We start from the raw sequence: 16984 nt of genomic DNA, 5'->3' as shown, positions 1-16984 counted from the left end.
GGGAATCGAGGAGTCCCCGCTGATACTGTATTCTAGACTATATGGAATATTTTTCCAGGAATCCCAGTTGTGGTTGTCGTACGCCCTGCTGATAATATCCACGTCGCCGCTGAGTGCAACGCCCTCCTCGAAATAGTTACTGGTCTCATTGGCACAGAAGGCTAGCAATTGACTATTGTAAGCAGTCTCGAGAACCGGAAGAATCGTGTCATTGACATTATCGATTTTATCCAGCGGATTGCCGACAAATTCCCAGCCGTTCCAATTAGTCCAATGCGACGCAGTACCATAATAATGAACCTCTGAAAGATGCAGGTGGCTGGGAAAATCGTAGTTATACCAGCTGGCGACGCATCCCAGCGAATCCCCGGTTTCGACCCATTGTCCGACCGTAACGGCGATGGAATATTTATCAACATGGGCATACATCCAACCGTCACAGGGCTGAATTCCGGAGGAATCAGCGATCACGATCCGCCAATAAGAGGCCGCTATAACCGGGCTCACCAATTCGTCGACAATGGTTAAGACAGCCTTGACATATCCGGATTGAACGGCATATACCGGTGTCATGAAGGGAACAACAATATCTGTTCCGTTGTGCATACCAGGTGGAGAGCTTTGATCGTCCACGCCGAACCACAATCCATATAATTGCATAATCTGATGATAAGAGCTGTCCGGCCAGACCGGCCAGGGATGGGCGTTCAGGGAAACCGCGAACACTGTCATTGCTGACAGCAGCAACAGCAGTTTCATTAGTTTTCGTGGCATTTTGACTCCTTTGCTCTAAAAATTAATCCGTCAAGGGGATGTAATTAACGGATAATCAATTTCTATCATGGATGATTATCATGTTGTACATATATAGTTGCCTGATATGAAGAATTCTTGCAAATACGAGTCCGCTATTTCTAAAATATCCCTTTCATTTCGGGATATTGCGGGAAGGCTATAACACTATCGAATTAATTATTAGATAAAGAAGGTAGTAGAGGGGTCGGGTCGACATTGACAAATCAATTCGTCCCAAAGAGTTACCATAAATATACAATTAATTCCATGTTTGTCAAGCGAAAATATTACAATTGGTAAATGGAGATTCTTTATTTCCGGCGTAGCTAATTTTTGAAAGAAGATATATAATAAGACATTATGAGTGGTCTTTATCCTCTGATATTCAGCCTCGTGGTTCTGACCATCTTCTCGATTCTGGAGATTCTCCTTATCCGGACTCTAAACCGGGTCTGGTGGAAACATAAGTTTGTCCGCTGGGGTGCATATTTCCTTCCGCTATTCGGAATGTTGTCAATTATTGTCTGGTTTGGGACCAGCTATTACCGTTTTCAATTGGTCGGCCGAATTGCCTCGTTGACTGTGGCAATAAGTCTGGTGTTGATGTTGGGGCTGACCCTGTCGCTTCCGATTTCGGGAATTCTCAATTTCGCACATCACTTGTTGGAAAAAAGGAAGAAAAAGCAGGCGGAAAAAGGGGGTAGTGAACCGGATCCTAACCGTCGAATCGTCCTTAAAGGCGCGGCGGCGGCTTTGCCCCTGCTCACCCTTTCGATGGGGGCCAGCGGAGTGGCGCGGGCTTTTCAGGAAACCCGGGTATATCTTCGGGCCATGATTTATAATAATCTCCCACAACAACTTAACGGATTCAAAATCCTGCATTTGACAGATTTACATTTGGGCATTTATAAATTCCTTGATGATCTGGAAAAAATTCTCGAAAATGCCGATAAGTTCAAGCCGGACTTAATCTTAATCACTGGTGACATTGCCGACGATTTGTCGTTGCTGCCTGAAGTTCTCAAGATGGTCGAAGCCTCAAAACCGAAATATGGAGCCTTTGCCTGCCTGGGAAATCATGAATATTATAGGGGAATAACTGAAGTTTTGAGCATTTTTGAGAAGAGTGCCATCCCGCTATTAAAAAGTTATGGCACAACGATATATATTAATGGTGTCCCGCTCTATTTGGCCGGGGCCGATGATCCACACCGGCTCCGCTACGACAACACACCAGTCCTTCGCGATACGATCGGCCGCGCAATTGCCGGTGCTCCGGAAGGAGCTTTCAGGGTACTTCTATCCCACCGACCGGAGGGGTTCGAGATAGCCGCCGAAAGGGGGATCGAGCTGACACTTTCCGGGCACACACATGGGGGGCAAGTGGGGTTTGGAGGCCGGAGTTTCTTCAGTCCGTTTATGCCGGGAAGGTATCTCTGGGGCAGATATGAGAGAGGGAGTTCGCAGTTGTATCTTTCCTCGGGAATCGGTCACTGGTTTCCGTTCCGGTTGGGGTGTCCGCCGGAAGCGCCTGTCATAGAACTGATTTCAAGAACCTAAAAGGATGAATAAATCCATTTTAAGGTAATGGAAATCCGCTCTCTGCCGAATAAATAATAAGATTTCATGGCCTTTGATCGGCCATAATTTCATCGGAAATTGATTTGGATGGTAGAAATAGCATATTTCGGATTTTTATGTTGCTTAAGAGAGAGAATAGGCTTACCAATATTAAGCCGTCGGGAAACCGGCGGCTTTTAAATCACGATTGGATTAGCTTTGAGCACGAGCTGAAGACCAATCAAGGAGGATTTTATGGTTAAAGAGATTAGTAGAAACAGCTGGTCGAAATTCTGCAGGAATTTCAACTCGACCAATCAGTATCGTCTGGCCAATGTAAGCATCATCGATAAAAGCAAAGGTGAGAGCCGATTATTCAACAATTTGGCTCTACTCGGAATAGGCCTGGAGAAAAAGGGGCGGATAATTGACGGTGTCCAACTTTTTGCCGGACGCTGGGACCCGGAGAAAATGCTGGAGCCGGTGATGTCGATAAAGGAGCCGACCAGAATCGTTCTCGAACAGGATGACCGGGGCGATGACAGAATGCTTCGCGTGCAGGCCAAAGACGGCACCGAGGCGCGGATCGAATTGTACGGCGAGAAGAGCCCGCAGCGGCTGGTCGAAAAAGTGGCCTATTCGATGTTCGAGAAACGGGGATATACCTACGGCGATGATATGCACGACTGGCTCGAGGCGGAAAAGATCGTTCGGGAGGCTGAAGAGCAACTGACCTGAGCCGTATAACCGGTCTTTCGTGAAAATACTCCGGGGCCTATCGATACGCCGTGCGATTCGAATGTACATTATAATAATCTGATGTACTGATAGATGGTTGGGGCCTAGCCACAGCCCGCCGTGGCGGGTGGGGCACTGGCGTAAAGTTGCTCAGACCCTCATACCGGCAATTCCAGTCTCAGCCGGAATGTTGTTGTACCATCGGCCTGCGGCTCCGCCTGCTCCGACATGTGGAAACCGCACTTTTTCCAAAATTTGATACCCCTTTCATTATTGATCTGTACCGTTGACTCGATGGTCTTGATCGCTCGTGACGCGACGAGGTATTGGCATAAGGCGGTTACGATGTCGGCACCGATTCCCCTGTTTCTGTACGGCCTGGCAATCATGAGCAAAGTAACAAAAGCGGTTTTCTCTCTTATTTCCGGAACAAAATCGAGGATCCCCAAATGCGTTCCTGAAATATTCCATATGCCGCAGAAAAGCCCTTTTGCCCTTTCTGAGCATTCCATATCACTATATACCATTTGAATGGAAGCTTGGGGGTTGGGGCCCAACGAAAGGAAATCCTCGGATTGTTGATAGACCTTCAGGGTGGATTCTATATTATGCTCTGTAATTGGTCTGACAACAAAATGTCCGCATCGGAATAATTCAGTCATACGGTCGCTTTTCCCATTGTATTTTCCGCCAGGACAGAGGTGTGACCTGACGGGTTACGGCACTACCTTTTATACCCGATATCGCGAAGGAATTTGTGCCGTTTCTGTTTGTCTTCGGCGCTCTCGATTCCTTTCGGCATGAAGCCATCGACCACGCCCAAAACGCCGCGCCCCTGCTCGATTTCGGCGATTATCACCTGCACCGGGTTGGCCGTGGCGCAGAATATCCGGCAGACCTCGGGCACCATTTTCAGGCGGGGCAGGAAATTTATCGGGTAGGCGTTGCGCATGAAAATGACAAAGGTATGGCCGCAGGCAATATCAAAGGCGGTGATTTCGGCGGCTTTGATAAGCTCTTCGTTGTTGCCATCGGAACGGATCAGGCAGGGCCCCGAGGCCTCGCAGAAAGCGATGCCGAATTCGACCATGGTTGATATGCCCACCATCACCTCATAGATATCCTCGACCGTTTTGATGAAGTGGGTCTGCCCGAAAATGAAACTGGAATCGGGGGGGAATTGAACGGCGATTTCTTTGGTTTTCATATCGGCTCCTCACAATATGATTATATTCATTCTTACGCCGGTAATATTGCGGGAGGGGTTTGAATTATCAAGGTTTTTTGTGGGACAGGCAAAATGGCAGAACCGCACGACTTCGTCGGGGGTTCTGCCCTACGGCACTATATTATCATGAGACACTAGGACAATCCGTTTGTCAGAAAATCGGATCAGCATTGGGATCAGCTTCCTCATTTTTGGTTTGATCCGTTCCAACCCTTGGAATTTCTAGGAATCTTGGATTTTCTATAAACTCATAATCAACTCTGTCCGGGTGGAACAATACAAGGTTCGCGCCGTGGAATTTATCATTGTCAAAGAGGATTCCCTGAAAAGAGTGGAGTTTTGCACAATCTGCGATAAATCGTGGGACAAAGTACTCTGGTTTCCAATTGCGGTCGTGTATTACATCGCGTCGAATTATGCTCGAAAATATAATTCCTGTGGCCAGAACGGGTAGACCTAAATCCGTTTCATAATCTGACACGCGCAAATCGAGAATGTCGACCGCGTAGCGGATATTGACACATTGTACCCATAGGATATCGTCGTTGTAACTAGCAGCTTCGTAAGCGGCACCATATTCGGTACTAGCCAAATACCAATGGCTTTGCCCATAATGATTAAAACGACCCTCTGGTATCTTTACGACTTCTTGGTCGGGAGCCTTAAAGTCCGCGCAACTCAAACGTTTACTACCTACAATTGTGCGGGCACGAAACCATTTATCATCCTTTATATCTTTCTTGGGAAAAGTCGACAAATTCGTTATAATCTTCTTGCCAATTGTATGCTTAATGCCAAGGTAAGGAAATTTCTCCAAGAAAGCTGCAAAATCCTCAAAATCATTTGCGTATCGATTCCTCCAGACGGTGAGTTTCTTCTCTAGTTCACGACGCGATTTCGTTTTAATTCCAACTTCGATTCCCCTCTGAAAATGTGTACCACACCAGGGACACTTCATTGCATCGGCAATTTCATTGCGTTTATCTTCCGGTACATCATAATCATCAAAGAGTTCCTCCAAATCCGTCCTTTCACCCAATATCCAAAATGGTTCACCGCCTTCATATGGCTGACAATTGTAGCAATAGCAGATATCGGCAGAGATTTCTTTAATAAGACGTTCAATTTTTTTCATAAATTCTAATCACAATTTTATCGATATGGATGCGAAGAGTCTGTATAACACCGAATTTTGCTTTAGTCCGCCAGTATAAAAATATGGCATAACGATGAGATGGCATGCCAGGAAACTACCCACCACTAACATAAATCAATAGCCTATTTCAAAAGCCTTGCTCGGATAAAAGAACCAAAATAGGTCATTAAGCCTGCCAAGTCACATATTGTCGATATAAATTGGTATTCTACAAATGGGCCAAGATTCGATGCTGCAAGTAATTCAAACTGTTTTACCCGGGTTTTATCCGCATGAAATATGTTACCATTAAACCAGATATCAATTATATCTTTTGGTGTAAGTTTGACATTATTGAAACGGAATTCAAACCATCCAACTTCCGTTATCTGCTTGAAAGTTGCCATCGCCGATTTTGCACATTCCTTCTCTTCTTCCGACGCCGAGGATAAGTGTTTCCATACTATGTTATATACTTTTCGGAAATATATAGACTCCTTAGGCATATAGAACTGACGCAATTTAGTAACCAAGCTCAGTAACACTTCTTTATCAGGCACAGACATAGATAATGCGACATTGCCCTTTGCATCTCCCTTTAAATTCAGGGATATTTCTCTCCCACCATCCTTGTAAATGGAGGACTTTGCGACTTCATCCACACGCTTGCAGAATAGCTCTAATATCTCCCGCTCTTCGTCAGTCATAAATTATACGCACCAAAAAGTTATCCCTGTTATGAGAAGGCAACAATCCCCTTACATTTTCTAAATAATCGATGCCAGAAGCCGGGTAGGTCAGGATCGTCTTCGATCCTGACATCATTTTATTCTCCATATTCACCCTTCAATTTCACAATATCGTTTCTCCCTCAAAGCACAAAGAATCGGCACGAGCGCAGGACTCGTGCCCTACTGGAATAGGCTGTCGCTTATATCGGCGTTGATTACCGGGTTGGTGTAATCCTCCTCACCCTCGAAATTGATCCCCATGAAATACATGGCTTTCGCTTTGCCGCGAATATGAAACCGATAGGGAAGCCAGAGCGAATCGCTGTACGGTTCATAATTTATCGACATATCGAGCGTGCTCATCTTGAACATGAACTTACTCACCAGTTTGGCCGGGGCAAACTCCGCCAGCACAATATGGTACGAGGCGGTATCGATATAATAGAGGCAATTGACCAGAGTATCGAGAACCCCCTCGGGGGCACTGGTGCTGTCGGCGGCGGCGCGCACCAAATAACAGGTGACACCATCAACCGCCTTCGGCGAAATCTCCTCATAGGTCACAATGTAGAGACTGCTGTTTTCCGGTTTGAGCGGTGCAAACATATCGAAGGCGATATCTTTGCCGCCACGTTTCTTCTTCTTTTCCGCTTTCTCCTGAGCCATTTTGTCCAAATCTTTACTGTCCTGCCTGACACCATCAATATAGTAATCCAGATAATCCTCATGATAGCCGTACTTACCCCCTTCAAGCCTTTTCATATAAACTCTCTTGAGGTATTTTTTGGTCTCTTTGACTTTACCGTCACTCCCGACACTCTTTTCGTAAGAGACAACATCAAAAGTGATGTCCTTTATAAATTCATTTTGGGCGCGATCTATCGCCAGCACCCGGTCGATAATTTGAGTCAATTTGGCACTATCCTGAGTGGCGGCGACGGCCGAGACGGCCAGTATCAGGAATATCAATAAAGGAATCACTTTTCTCATTTTTGCTTCTCCTCAATGATTCGAATATTCTTTATGGTATCACCCCGGACAATCTTATCGACGGTATCCATCCCGGCGGTCACTTTGCCGAAAAGGGTATAACGGGCATCAAGGTGCGGCGCCGCCCCAAGCATGATAAAGAACTGCGAGCCGCCGCTGTCCTTACCGGAGGTGGCAATCCCTACCGCACCCCGCTCAAACGGCTTGTCGCTGTACTCACAGCGGATATTGTATCCCGGCCCGCCGGAACCGTCACCGCGCGGGTCGCCCCCCTGTATCACAAATGCCGGCACCACCCGATGGAATGTCAGATTGTCGTAAAATTTATCCTGGGCCAGCTTGATGAAATTATAGACCGTGAGCGGAGCAATATCGGGGTACAATTCTATTTCAATATCGCCCCGGCCGGTGCTGATTATCGCTCTGGGATTGGTTTTATATTTGGTGATAAAGGATTTGATTTCTCTTTTGCTGATTAAGCCGGAAGGTTTATTGATATAGGCAGTTTTGTCATCATCAAGTTTGTTTTTATAAATCAGGGCCGCCTCACGGCTGACCAGATAATCTTTGTCCTGAAGGCCGTGATATAGAATATCCTCGGCCAGCGAATCGACTATGCTTGCATTGAGAAACTCCCCGGCGGCGGAAACTACGGAGCGTTTCAAATCGGTACCTGTCCCCTGTTGTTTCATTATTCCCATCAGGCGGGGAAGGTAATCTTTGGATTTCGACTGGCCGATTTTATCGACCGCCTGCGAGATGACTGCCAAATCGGTGTCATCGAGGGCGCTGTTGAGATAATAATCGATATTGACCGGGTCGGTTTTGGCCAGCGCCTCAAAGGCGGCGGCGCGCACGCCGGGATTAATATCCTTGAAAAGAGCCGCAAGGCGCGGCTTGACAAATTCGCCGCCGATTTCCGAAAGCGCCTGGGCAATGCTGACATTGATACGGTCATCATTCAGTGCGAGAAGCGTATCAATGAGCGCAATTGACTCGGTTCCCCGGACTTTGGCCAGATAGATAATTCCGGCTCCGATGATATTGCTGTTCTCGCAGGAATCGATTTCGGCATTCACCTGTTCGGCAATCGTATCGCTTTTGAGCCGGGCGAAAGATTCGAGCAGTTGTACTTTCAGTTTTTCATCGGTCTCGCTCTCGTATCGTGCGGCCAGATAGCCGATTGCCCGCGGTGTTCCGATAGCGGTCAATGAGGAGATTGCTTGCGAGACAACGTTGTTGTCTCTGTCATTGAGGCCGACCGCCACCAGGAAGGTTTTGGTATCATCTTTGCCCAGAGCCAGTCCGCGAATCGCCAGCGAGCGGACAAAGGGGTCGCTATCGGGGAGATATTCGGAGTATAAATCGACCGGCTCGGGAATCCCCAAACGATTCAGGGCATAGAGACAGGCAACTTTCACAGAGCGCACCGGGTCGCTCCGACCAACAGCGGCCAGACGTGCGGCGGCTCCTTTTCCACCAGCGCGCCAGAGAGCGTAGGCCGCCTGTTCGCGGACCAGATGATCCGGGTTATCAAGATATTTGGCAAGTTCATCGATAATATCGGTCATGCCCGAATCGGTGAGCCGCCCGACCGCCTCGATTGTGGCAGCCAGCCGTTCCGGCTCGAAACCGACCGCCAGTTCCAGCAGTTGTGAGGCAAACTTTTTCTCGCCGGTCAGGCCGATCGCAAATGCGGCGGTCCGGGCAACTTCAACCGAGGAATCAGCCAGAAGATGGTAAAGATGATCGGCGGCGCCAAGATCGCCGATTCTTCCCACCGCCAGCGCCGCCCGGGCGCGGATTTCCGGATCGGGATCGCTCAGAAAACTTATCAGGCGGTCGGGAGCGCGGCGGGTATCCTCGTATTCGATTATGGCGGCAATGATATCATCCTTGCTGCCGCGAAGGTTAAGTATGTCGTAATAGAAAAGAGCTACAGCGATAACAATTAAGAGGAGCACCAGTCCGACTATTCCCGCTTTTCTCATGACGCCACCGCCTTATAATCTGTATGCCATCAAAGGGCAAATTGATTAACCGAGTTATAGATGAAAATTTAGCAGAATTTGGGGAAGCGTCAACTAAAAACAGGGAGATGATCCGGGAGAGAGCAATAACCGGGGAGATTATTTCTTTTTCTTTTGTGAAGAAAATTTCCGGGCGGATTTTTCAAATGACGGTGACGAAAGATCCTTCAATCGGTGGTCAAGCCTTTTAAGCCTGGCGGGTTCGAGAGAGTCGAGGGTTCTGACAAATTTTCCGCCCCGAATTTCCCCGAGCAGTCTTCTCATTCTGGTTTTCACGCCGCGGTCAATAATTCTCGGGCCGGCCAGAATCGAACCGAGACGTGCGGTGACCGAAATCCGGCGGAGCATCCCCTCTATGCCATATTTCTTTATCAATTCCACGATCAAATCAATCTGATAAGCGACCTCAAGATAAGCCTTATCGGACGCCAATCCTGATTCCACCAGCGTATCATACCCGGCCTTGATCAACTGGGAGAGCCCGCCGCACAGGACTGCCTGCTCGCCGAAAATATCGCCGACCGCCTCCTCGGCGAAGGTGGTTTTGATCAGCGCTCTGCGGTCGATTTTCAAAGCGCGCACAAACATATTAACAGTCGCTTCGGCTTTGCCGGAGTAGTCTTGATGAATCGCATAGAAAAATCCAATTGGCTCATTATTGATATATTTTTCCCTGACTGCATTCCCCGGCCCCAGCGGCGCCAGAAGGATAATGTCGCAATTTCGGGGCGGGTTGACAGTTTTGAAATGGATTGACAGGCCATGCAGAAAAATCAAAGTACTCCCCGGTTGAAGATGCGGCCTGATATCTTTATCGAAAACCTTACTATGGAGATGGTCAGGAAAGGCGAAAACAATCACCTGGGCTGATGCTACCGTATTCGGGAGAGCGGCGATCTGCCGGAACCCCTCGCGCCGGGCGGCGTTCCGTGATTTTGAGCCGGGGCGCAGACCGATAATGATATCATGCCCGGAGTCTTTCAGGTTAAGCGCCCAGGCACGCCCCTGAGAACCATACCCCAGAACGGCAATTTTTGTTTTCCGTATCACTTGAATAATATACAACAATCGTTATTTTCCTCCAAATGGCAATCCGAAACCTTTTGTGCGGTATTGCGTAGGGAAGATTATGTCGTCCCTAATCCGGACGAAATGACAGAAATGCAACTTTCTAGCAGCGGAGCGATATGTTGTTCAAATCGATATTGGCACTGATGGCCCTGGGATTGCTGACGGTCACCGGTTGGACCCAGACCGATTCATCTTTTCATCCCAATATGAAACCAGTTCTTGATATGCCGCTTTTCACCAGCGAGATCAAAATTGACGGCGATTTGAGTGACCCGGCCTGGCGTGAGGCGGCGGTGGCCTCGAATTTCGCCGAGGACAATCCCGGCGATCAGGTACGACCGCCGGTTCAAACGAAAGTTTTGACAGGATATGATGAAAATCATCTCTATCTGGCTTTTATCGCCTACGATTCGCCCGACGCGGTCAGGGCCTCGATGCGTGACCGGGATGAGATATTCAACGATGACTATATCGGCATGGTACTGGACACCTATGGCAACGGCACCTGGGCTTATGAAATATTTCTTAATCCGCTCGGCATCCAGGGCGATTTGCGCTGGAACCAGAACGGTAGTGAGGATGCAACCTTTGATATAGTCTTTTATTCCAAAGGAAAAGTCACCGACTCGGGATATCAGGTAGAGGTTTCCATCCCGTTCAGCAGTCTTCGTTTCCCCGATCAGGCGGAGCAGAACTGGCGGGCAACTTTCTGGCGCAATATGCCCCGCGAAAGCCGCTATCAGATGACCTGGGCCTCATTCAGCCGGGATGTACCATGCTGGCCCTGCCAATTCGGAACTCTGAAAGGAATCAAGAATGTCAAAGCGGGAAGCAATTTCGAGGTTCTTCCGGCGCTGACCGCCTCTCAGGCCGGCTATATTACTGATGATACAAATCCCCGTTCGCCCTTTCACAATGATAATGCCAAAGGAGAGCTTTCGCTGAATATGCGTGCGCTGGCTTCCTCCAATATCGTTTTTGACCTGGCCGTGAATCCCGATTTCAGTCAGGTGGAATCCGATCCGGGGCAAATTGATGTCAATTCCAATTTCGCCCTCTTCTTCGAGGAACGTCGGCCGTTTTTTCAGGAGGGGAGCGACCTTTACAGCACCTGGGTAAACGCCGTTTATACCCGTTCTATCAACGAACCGGAGATAGCGGGCAAGATGACGGCGCAATTGGGGCGCACCAGCGTCGCTTATTTCGGCGCCCGCGATAAATCGAGCCCGATAATCATCCCGCTCAGCGAAAGAAGTGTTTTCGTTCAGAACGGCAAGAGTACCTCCAATGTTTTCCGGATCAAGCAGTCACTGCTGGAGGATTCTTACATCGGAGCGCTGGCCACCCTGCGGAATTTCGATGACGGCGGATCGGGGGCGCTCTTAAGTACCGAAAGCTCGTTGAGATTCTTTCGTAATTATCGTCTCAACCTGCAGTTGCTGGCCAGCCGGATTGGGGAACCGAATAAGCCGGAGTTGACGGCCGATGTGGAAGATAAATTTTTCGCCGGCGCTCATACGGTCGCGCTCGATGGCGAGACTTACTGGGGACATGCGGTCTTTGCCACGCTTGTGCGTGACGCCAGGCTTTGGAACGCCAATCTGACTTACGTTGAATACAGCCCCACTTTTCGAACCGATAATGGTTTTAGTACCCGCAATGACCTGCGCCGGATTGAACTCTGGAGCGGTCTCTTTTTCCGACCCAACGGCGCCTTGATCGATGAGATTACGCCCGAGATAGATATTGCGCGGCTCTGGAATTTCCGGAAAGAGCGCAAAGATGAATGGGTCATGCCGATGCTGCGAATTCTTTTCAAAAGCATGACCGAGCTGAATATTTCCTATGTCTGGAGCCGCGAGACATATAAGAATATCTATTTCCCCGGTATAAACGGCGGGACTATCGATATCTCGAGTAATTTCAGCCGGTATCTCGCTATTGATGGTGCCCTGGAGTGGGGAAACCGGATTGCCCGCAACCTGGAGACACCGGTATTGGGACGGATGTTCACGGCGCATATGTCGGCCTCTTTCCGGCCGATTCAGAGGATAGTGATAAGCCCGGAGATCAATTATGCCCGGATGAAGTATCCTGATCGTGAGGAAGATATTTTCAACGGCTATATTTTCCGCAACAGTCTCAAGTACCAGTTCACCCGGGAGCTGATGCTCCGTTTGATTGTAGAGTACGATGATTTCGATAAGAATTTGAACGTTGAGCCGCTATTGAGTTATAAGATAAATCCGTTCACGATATTCTATGTCGGTTCCTCGCACGGGTACCATGATTATGATATCCCCGACAGACAATTGACGAATACCCGGCAGCAGTTTTTCCTGAAGTTTCAGTACTTATTCCGGGTATAGCATGTAGGGGCGACCCCTTAGACTTTGTAGGTCAGGTCTCTTGCAGACCTGACGCGGTTTTGTCATGAGCGTAAAGCTCCTGACATACCCAATAAAGCGCTGGAACGCTGGGCGGGTGATTGTCATACCCAACCAATATACTCTTTTATCCGGCAGAAATGGCTTGCGTTGTGCCGATTTGGGCTTATATTGATTACAGGTTAATATTTACCTGCAATTTCTCGTACGAGGGATTTATATGGGCAAGATATCATTTATTTGGATTCTGCTCGGCTTCTTGTTTCTGAGCACGAGCAATGCATTTGCGGCCACTATTCACGTTCCCGCCGACCAGCCGACTATACAGGCGGGGATAAACGTTGCGGGGAACGGGGATACAGTGCTGGTGGCACCGGGGACATACACTGGTGATGGAAATCATAATATAAGCACTCAAGGCAAATTGCTGATAATTATTTCCAGTGCTGGTCCGGATTCTACTATCATTTTTGTCGATCACGGCGAAGATACTTATACCGGATTTATTATAAATAGCGGAGAAGACACAACGCTACATATTTCCGGATTTTCTATAACTGCAAATCCGCATACAATGGGCTGGACTGATGGCGGCGCATTTATTCTGCATAATTCATCGGCAACAATCGATAATTGTGTTGTACGTGATCAATGGATGGGTCATTACGGTGGAGGAATGCGCATAGAAAACGCAACTGTAATATTTGTCAATTGCACTTTCCAAAACAACCGAACAGGCGATTCGGCAACGAAAAGGGCACTGCGCAATACCAAAAATCTTAGGCCATTAGTAGGACTTACATTTGGCGGTGGCATTTATTGCCTCAATTCACAATTGTTTTTCAGCAAATGTCACTTTAGGGAGAATTTTGCTGATAATGGTTCCGGTGGTGGTATTTTTAGCATCTCATCATATTTGAATATTGATAGCTGCGAATTTACTGACAATGGATGTTATTCGGAGTCATATGAGGAAGCTGGGTTCGGCGGCGCAATTTGCCAGCGATATGGCACGCTAGTGATTAGCTATTCACGATTTGATCGAAATAATTCCGATATGGCGGGCGGAGCCATCTTTAGCGCACAGTGTGATACGAGTATTATTACAGATTGCAATTTTATGTCCAATTGCGCATGGGACGGCGATGCTGGTGCTATAAGTATGGGGCTGTGCAATTGGTTCGCCATGAGCAGAAATAATTTTGTCTCAAATTACGCGAGGAACGGAGGAGCTGTAAGTTGTGGATCTCAATCGTCCATAATAGAATATTGCACCTTTGAGTATAATTATTCAACTTACGAGTACAGCGGCGCTGCCATGAGTTTGGGCAATGGCAATTGTGTTATTGATCATTGTCTATTTTATGACAATAGAGTTGCGTGGGGATGGTGGGGGCCCGGGGGTTCAATTTTCTGCTCTTCTGCGCCTGTCATAAGTAATTCGATAGTGGCAAACACTAAATCTGGTGTTGGCATATTTTGCTTTGAGAGCCTTAGCGGCCCCTACCTATCTTGTTCAAATATATATGGTAATGATAGCGGAAACTGGGTGGATTGCATAGCCGCACAATTTGGTCAAAATGGCAATATTTCACTCGATCCTTTATTTTGTGATACTGCTAATAAAAATTTTCATATAAATACCAGTTCCCCTTGCGCACCAAGCAACAATAGTTGTGGCCAATTGATAGGTGCCTATGATGTCGCCTGCGGGCCTTATTTGGCTGGGTACGGCATTCAGGGCAATCATATACTCCATGTATTATCTAATACCCCTACAATATACTGGGATTATCGTGATCTTGGAAGTCTATTACAAGACAGCTTTCTCATTGCTGTTGGCACTGATTCCGATTGGGCCTTTTCCGAAATGTGGAACCCGGCGCCGGTAGCCTCCGCCGATACCTTTGTCACTTATACCGGTGCGCCGCTTGTTGACGGGGCTACCTATTATATGCGCCTGCGTGTGCACAATGGCTCGTTCTGGTCGCTCTGGTATGACACCACGTTTCGCATGAACTCGGTGCCGACGGTGCCGGTATTGGCCTGGCCGGATAGCGGGGCTATTGTCAACACCGCTACCCCAACTCTCTATGTTCACAACTCGACCGATGCCGAAAATGACACTATCAATTACGAATTCGCGGTAGTCAATGATTCTGCATTTGGCCAGTTGAATGAGTATGGTGTATCGGGCTTTCCGGAAGGGATAGATTCGACCGGCTGGCAGGTTTTCCAGTCCCTTAATGAGAATTGGAAATATTGGTGGCGTTCTCGCGCGTATGACCAATATGAAAATTCGCCCTGGTCATCCATCAAATCCTTCTGGGTGAATGCGGTCGAAGAACCGCCCGGCTTATTCAATATCAATCCTCTGCCCGAAACAACCGGAACCGTGTTCCAAATGCTCCCACAATTCCACTGGCTGGCATCATCCGACCCGGATCCGCTCGATTCGGTTCATTATACCTTGTATATTGCTCTGGACAGCAATTTCCTCTATCTCCGCACTATTGAAAACATTCAATCCAATTCTTATCAGTTGGCCGATAGCCTTTTATTCGCAACCAGATATTGGTGGAAAGTGAAGGCGACCGATAAAACCGGGCGATATACCTATTCGTCCAATACCCTCAATTTCCGCACCTGGAAACTGGGTGATGCCAACGGCGATTGGCTGGTCAATATCCAGGATGTCACTTTCTTAATCAATTATCTCTATAATAAAATTCCGCCCGGCCCTGTGCCGAAATTTGTAGGTGACATCAATGGTAATTGTATCGTAAACATTCAGGATATTACATACTTGATAAATTTCCTATACAAGGGTGGCCCGTCGCCAAAGATCGGGTGCCTGTAAGGGCAAATGAGCCAAAATATTGTGTAGGGGCGAACCGGCGTGTTCGCCCTTTTTCATCGTTCCGCTGGGTCTTTGGCCGCCGCCTCTCACTTTACAAAATCACTATCGAATCGATGGTGATTTTGGCACTCCCCCCTTATATAGAAGGAGTGATTATTTATATGTCTATTAGCCAAAAACAACTCTTGGCCAACCAGGCCAACGCCCAAAAATCAACCGGCCCCAAAACCGCTACAAGATCACTACAAAAGAATACAAAAATGAAGAAACGAACTCCCCCCCTCATCAACCAGAACGAAGAAAGGAATCCTTTAGAAATGGGGAAACGAACCCATTTTGCCGACCTCTCTTCCGACCACCCAATCCATTCTCCGGCAACGAATAAACAGGAAATCAATACGGCGCTGGAAAGGATACAAAATTTCGGAAAACAAAGCCAAATTTCACATCTTATTGTGGTATATGCGCTTGGGCGTATTAGTGTCGGCTTCGTTCCCCTTTCCGCACCCTTCAAAAAATGTTATCATGTTAAGAGACAAGGAATTAGACTTACAAGCCAAAGAATTGATATGCGTCAATTAGTGGGATGGGCGCGGGATAGCCGTTCGCGGTACAACTGGCCGATTTCGGCGCCGAGAATGAATATTATTGAAGAGTAATAAATCCAGAAAGCGACCACAATTATCAGGACATAAGTACCATAGATCTGTTTCAACGAGGCGAAATTGGTGATATAGTAACCGAATACTCTCCGGGCAATCTCCCAGAACAGAGCCGCCCAGAAAGCGCTCAGGGCCGGAACCCTGACAAGCATTCTGGCATAAGGAACCAGATAATAGAGAGTGAAGAAGGCGGCAAAAATGGCGAGATAAGAAACCACGGCAAAGACAATGCTCTGCACTTCGCTGAAACGGAACCACTTCAGAAGCTCGGTTTTGGCGGCCGCCCCTTTGAGAAGACCGAGACCGGGCAGGATGGCGGTTGAAACGAGGAAGAAGCCGATCACCAGAATAACCATCCCGAAATCGCGCAGCTTGCCGATTAGTATCTGCTTCCCCTTATCGATGACAAAGACGCGGTTGAGAATGGTCCTCATACTGCTGAAAAGGCCGCTGGCGGCCAGAAAAAGCCCGACAGCGCCGACTATTCCGGCGATGTTCTTGTAAACCTTGAACTCCTCCACGCGGTCGAAAATTAATTTTTTCACGAAGGCGCCGTACTTATCGTAGGGAATGATTTTATCGACAAAGGCATTCAATTGTGTCTCCAGCGAGGAACTTCCCAGAATATTCCCCAACGCCGAGAAAATGATAAGGACAAAGGGGATGATACAGACAAAAAGAGAAAAGGCCAGCCCGCCGCTGAGCAGGAAGAGATGATGCTGATCGATGCGCTGATATAGCCCACCGAAATAATGGCGCAGGAATTCCAGAATATATTTGAGCACCGGGTTTTTCAC

The 16984-nt window shown here is 47.9% G+C and carries 14 protein-coding genes; 5 read left to right on the top strand and 9 right to left on the bottom strand.

What is annotated here, in order from left to right:
- Window positions 1-774: M23 family metallopeptidase (locus NT002_11385; protein ID MCX6829866.1), on the bottom strand; the 774-nt coding region annotated here is incomplete at its 3' end.
- A gap of 381 nt (window positions 775-1155) precedes the next feature.
- On the opposite strand from NT002_11385, the gene NT002_11380 reads away from it, so the two are divergent.
- Entirely contained in the window at window positions 1156-2355 is a 1200-nt protein-coding gene (locus tag NT002_11380; GenBank protein ID MCX6829865.1) for a metallophosphoesterase, read from the top strand.
- Between the two features lie 255 nt (window positions 2356-2610).
- Window positions 2611-3093, top strand: a complete 483-nt coding sequence (locus NT002_11375; GenBank protein MCX6829864.1) for a DUF2934 domain-containing protein — start codon at window positions 2611-2613, stop codon at window positions 3091-3093.
- 158 nt (window positions 3094-3251) lie between these two features.
- Here NT002_11375 and NT002_11370 read toward each other — a convergent pair whose 3' ends face one another.
- The 7 genes from NT002_11370 to ilvC form a co-directional block, all read right to left on the bottom strand.
- Complete coding sequence (locus NT002_11370) at window positions 3252-3755, bottom strand: GNAT family N-acetyltransferase (protein MCX6829863.1); 504 nt, start codon at window positions 3753-3755, stop codon at window positions 3252-3254.
- A 62-nt stretch (window positions 3756-3817) separates the two neighbouring features.
- On the bottom strand, window positions 3818-4300 hold the full coding sequence (locus tag NT002_11365) for an adenosine-specific kinase (protein MCX6829862.1): 483 nt from the start codon (window positions 4298-4300) through the stop codon (window positions 3818-3820).
- Between the two features lie 172 nt (window positions 4301-4472).
- Window positions 4473-5456, bottom strand: coding sequence for an RES family NAD+ phosphorylase (locus NT002_11360; GenBank protein MCX6829861.1), 984 nt, complete (start codon window positions 5454-5456; stop codon window positions 4473-4475).
- A 143-nt stretch (window positions 5457-5599) separates the two neighbouring features.
- Window positions 5600-6163, bottom strand: a complete 564-nt coding sequence (locus NT002_11355) for a hypothetical protein (GenBank protein ID MCX6829860.1) — start codon at window positions 6161-6163, stop codon at window positions 5600-5602.
- Window positions 6164-6367: 204 nt separating this feature from the next.
- Window positions 6368-7177, bottom strand: coding sequence for a hypothetical protein (locus NT002_11350; protein ID MCX6829859.1), 810 nt, complete (start codon window positions 7175-7177; stop codon window positions 6368-6370).
- Window positions 7174-9168, bottom strand: a complete 1995-nt coding sequence (locus tag NT002_11345) for a peptidylprolyl isomerase (GenBank protein ID MCX6829858.1) — start codon at window positions 9166-9168, stop codon at window positions 7174-7176. Before NT002_11345 ends, NT002_11350 begins: the two co-directional genes overlap by 4 nt.
- 138 nt (window positions 9169-9306) lie before the next feature.
- Complete coding sequence (gene ilvC, locus NT002_11340; protein MCX6829857.1) at window positions 9307-10257, bottom strand: ketol-acid reductoisomerase; 951 nt, start codon at window positions 10255-10257, stop codon at window positions 9307-9309.
- A gap of 137 nt (window positions 10258-10394) precedes the next feature.
- Between ilvC and NT002_11335 the strand changes: the two genes are divergently transcribed.
- The 3 genes from NT002_11335 to NT002_11325 all read left to right on the top strand — a co-directional run bounded on the left by NT002_11335 (window position 10395) and on the right by NT002_11325 (window position 16184).
- A complete protein-coding gene (locus NT002_11335) occupies window positions 10395-12647 on the top strand; it encodes a carbohydrate binding family 9 domain-containing protein (protein ID MCX6829856.1) in 2253 nt (750 codons plus the stop codon).
- Between the two features lie 238 nt (window positions 12648-12885).
- Window positions 12886-15525, top strand: a complete 2640-nt coding sequence (locus tag NT002_11330) for a dockerin type I domain-containing protein (GenBank protein ID MCX6829855.1) — start codon at window positions 12886-12888, stop codon at window positions 15523-15525.
- Window positions 15516-16184, top strand: coding sequence for a hypothetical protein (locus NT002_11325; GenBank protein MCX6829854.1), 669 nt, complete (start codon window positions 15516-15518; stop codon window positions 16182-16184). The genes NT002_11330 and NT002_11325 overlap by 10 nt, the downstream gene beginning before the upstream one ends.
- Here NT002_11325 and NT002_11320 read toward each other — a convergent pair.
- The gene (locus tag NT002_11320) at window positions 16100-16972 is read right to left on the bottom strand and encodes a YihY/virulence factor BrkB family protein (GenBank protein ID MCX6829853.1); all 873 of its coding nucleotides are present in this window, start codon (window positions 16970-16972) and stop codon (window positions 16100-16102) included. The two genes, NT002_11325 and NT002_11320, sit on opposite strands and share 85 nt — an antisense overlap.
- Window positions 16973-16984: the final 12 nt, after the last annotated feature.

Source organism: Candidatus Zixiibacteriota bacterium, assembly GCA_026397505.1.
GTDB lineage: Bacteria > Zixibacteria > MSB-5A5 > GN15 > PGXB01 > JAPLUR01.
The sequence above is the reverse complement of the archived record's forward strand: the minus strand, read 5'-3'. Positions and strand labels throughout refer to the sequence as shown.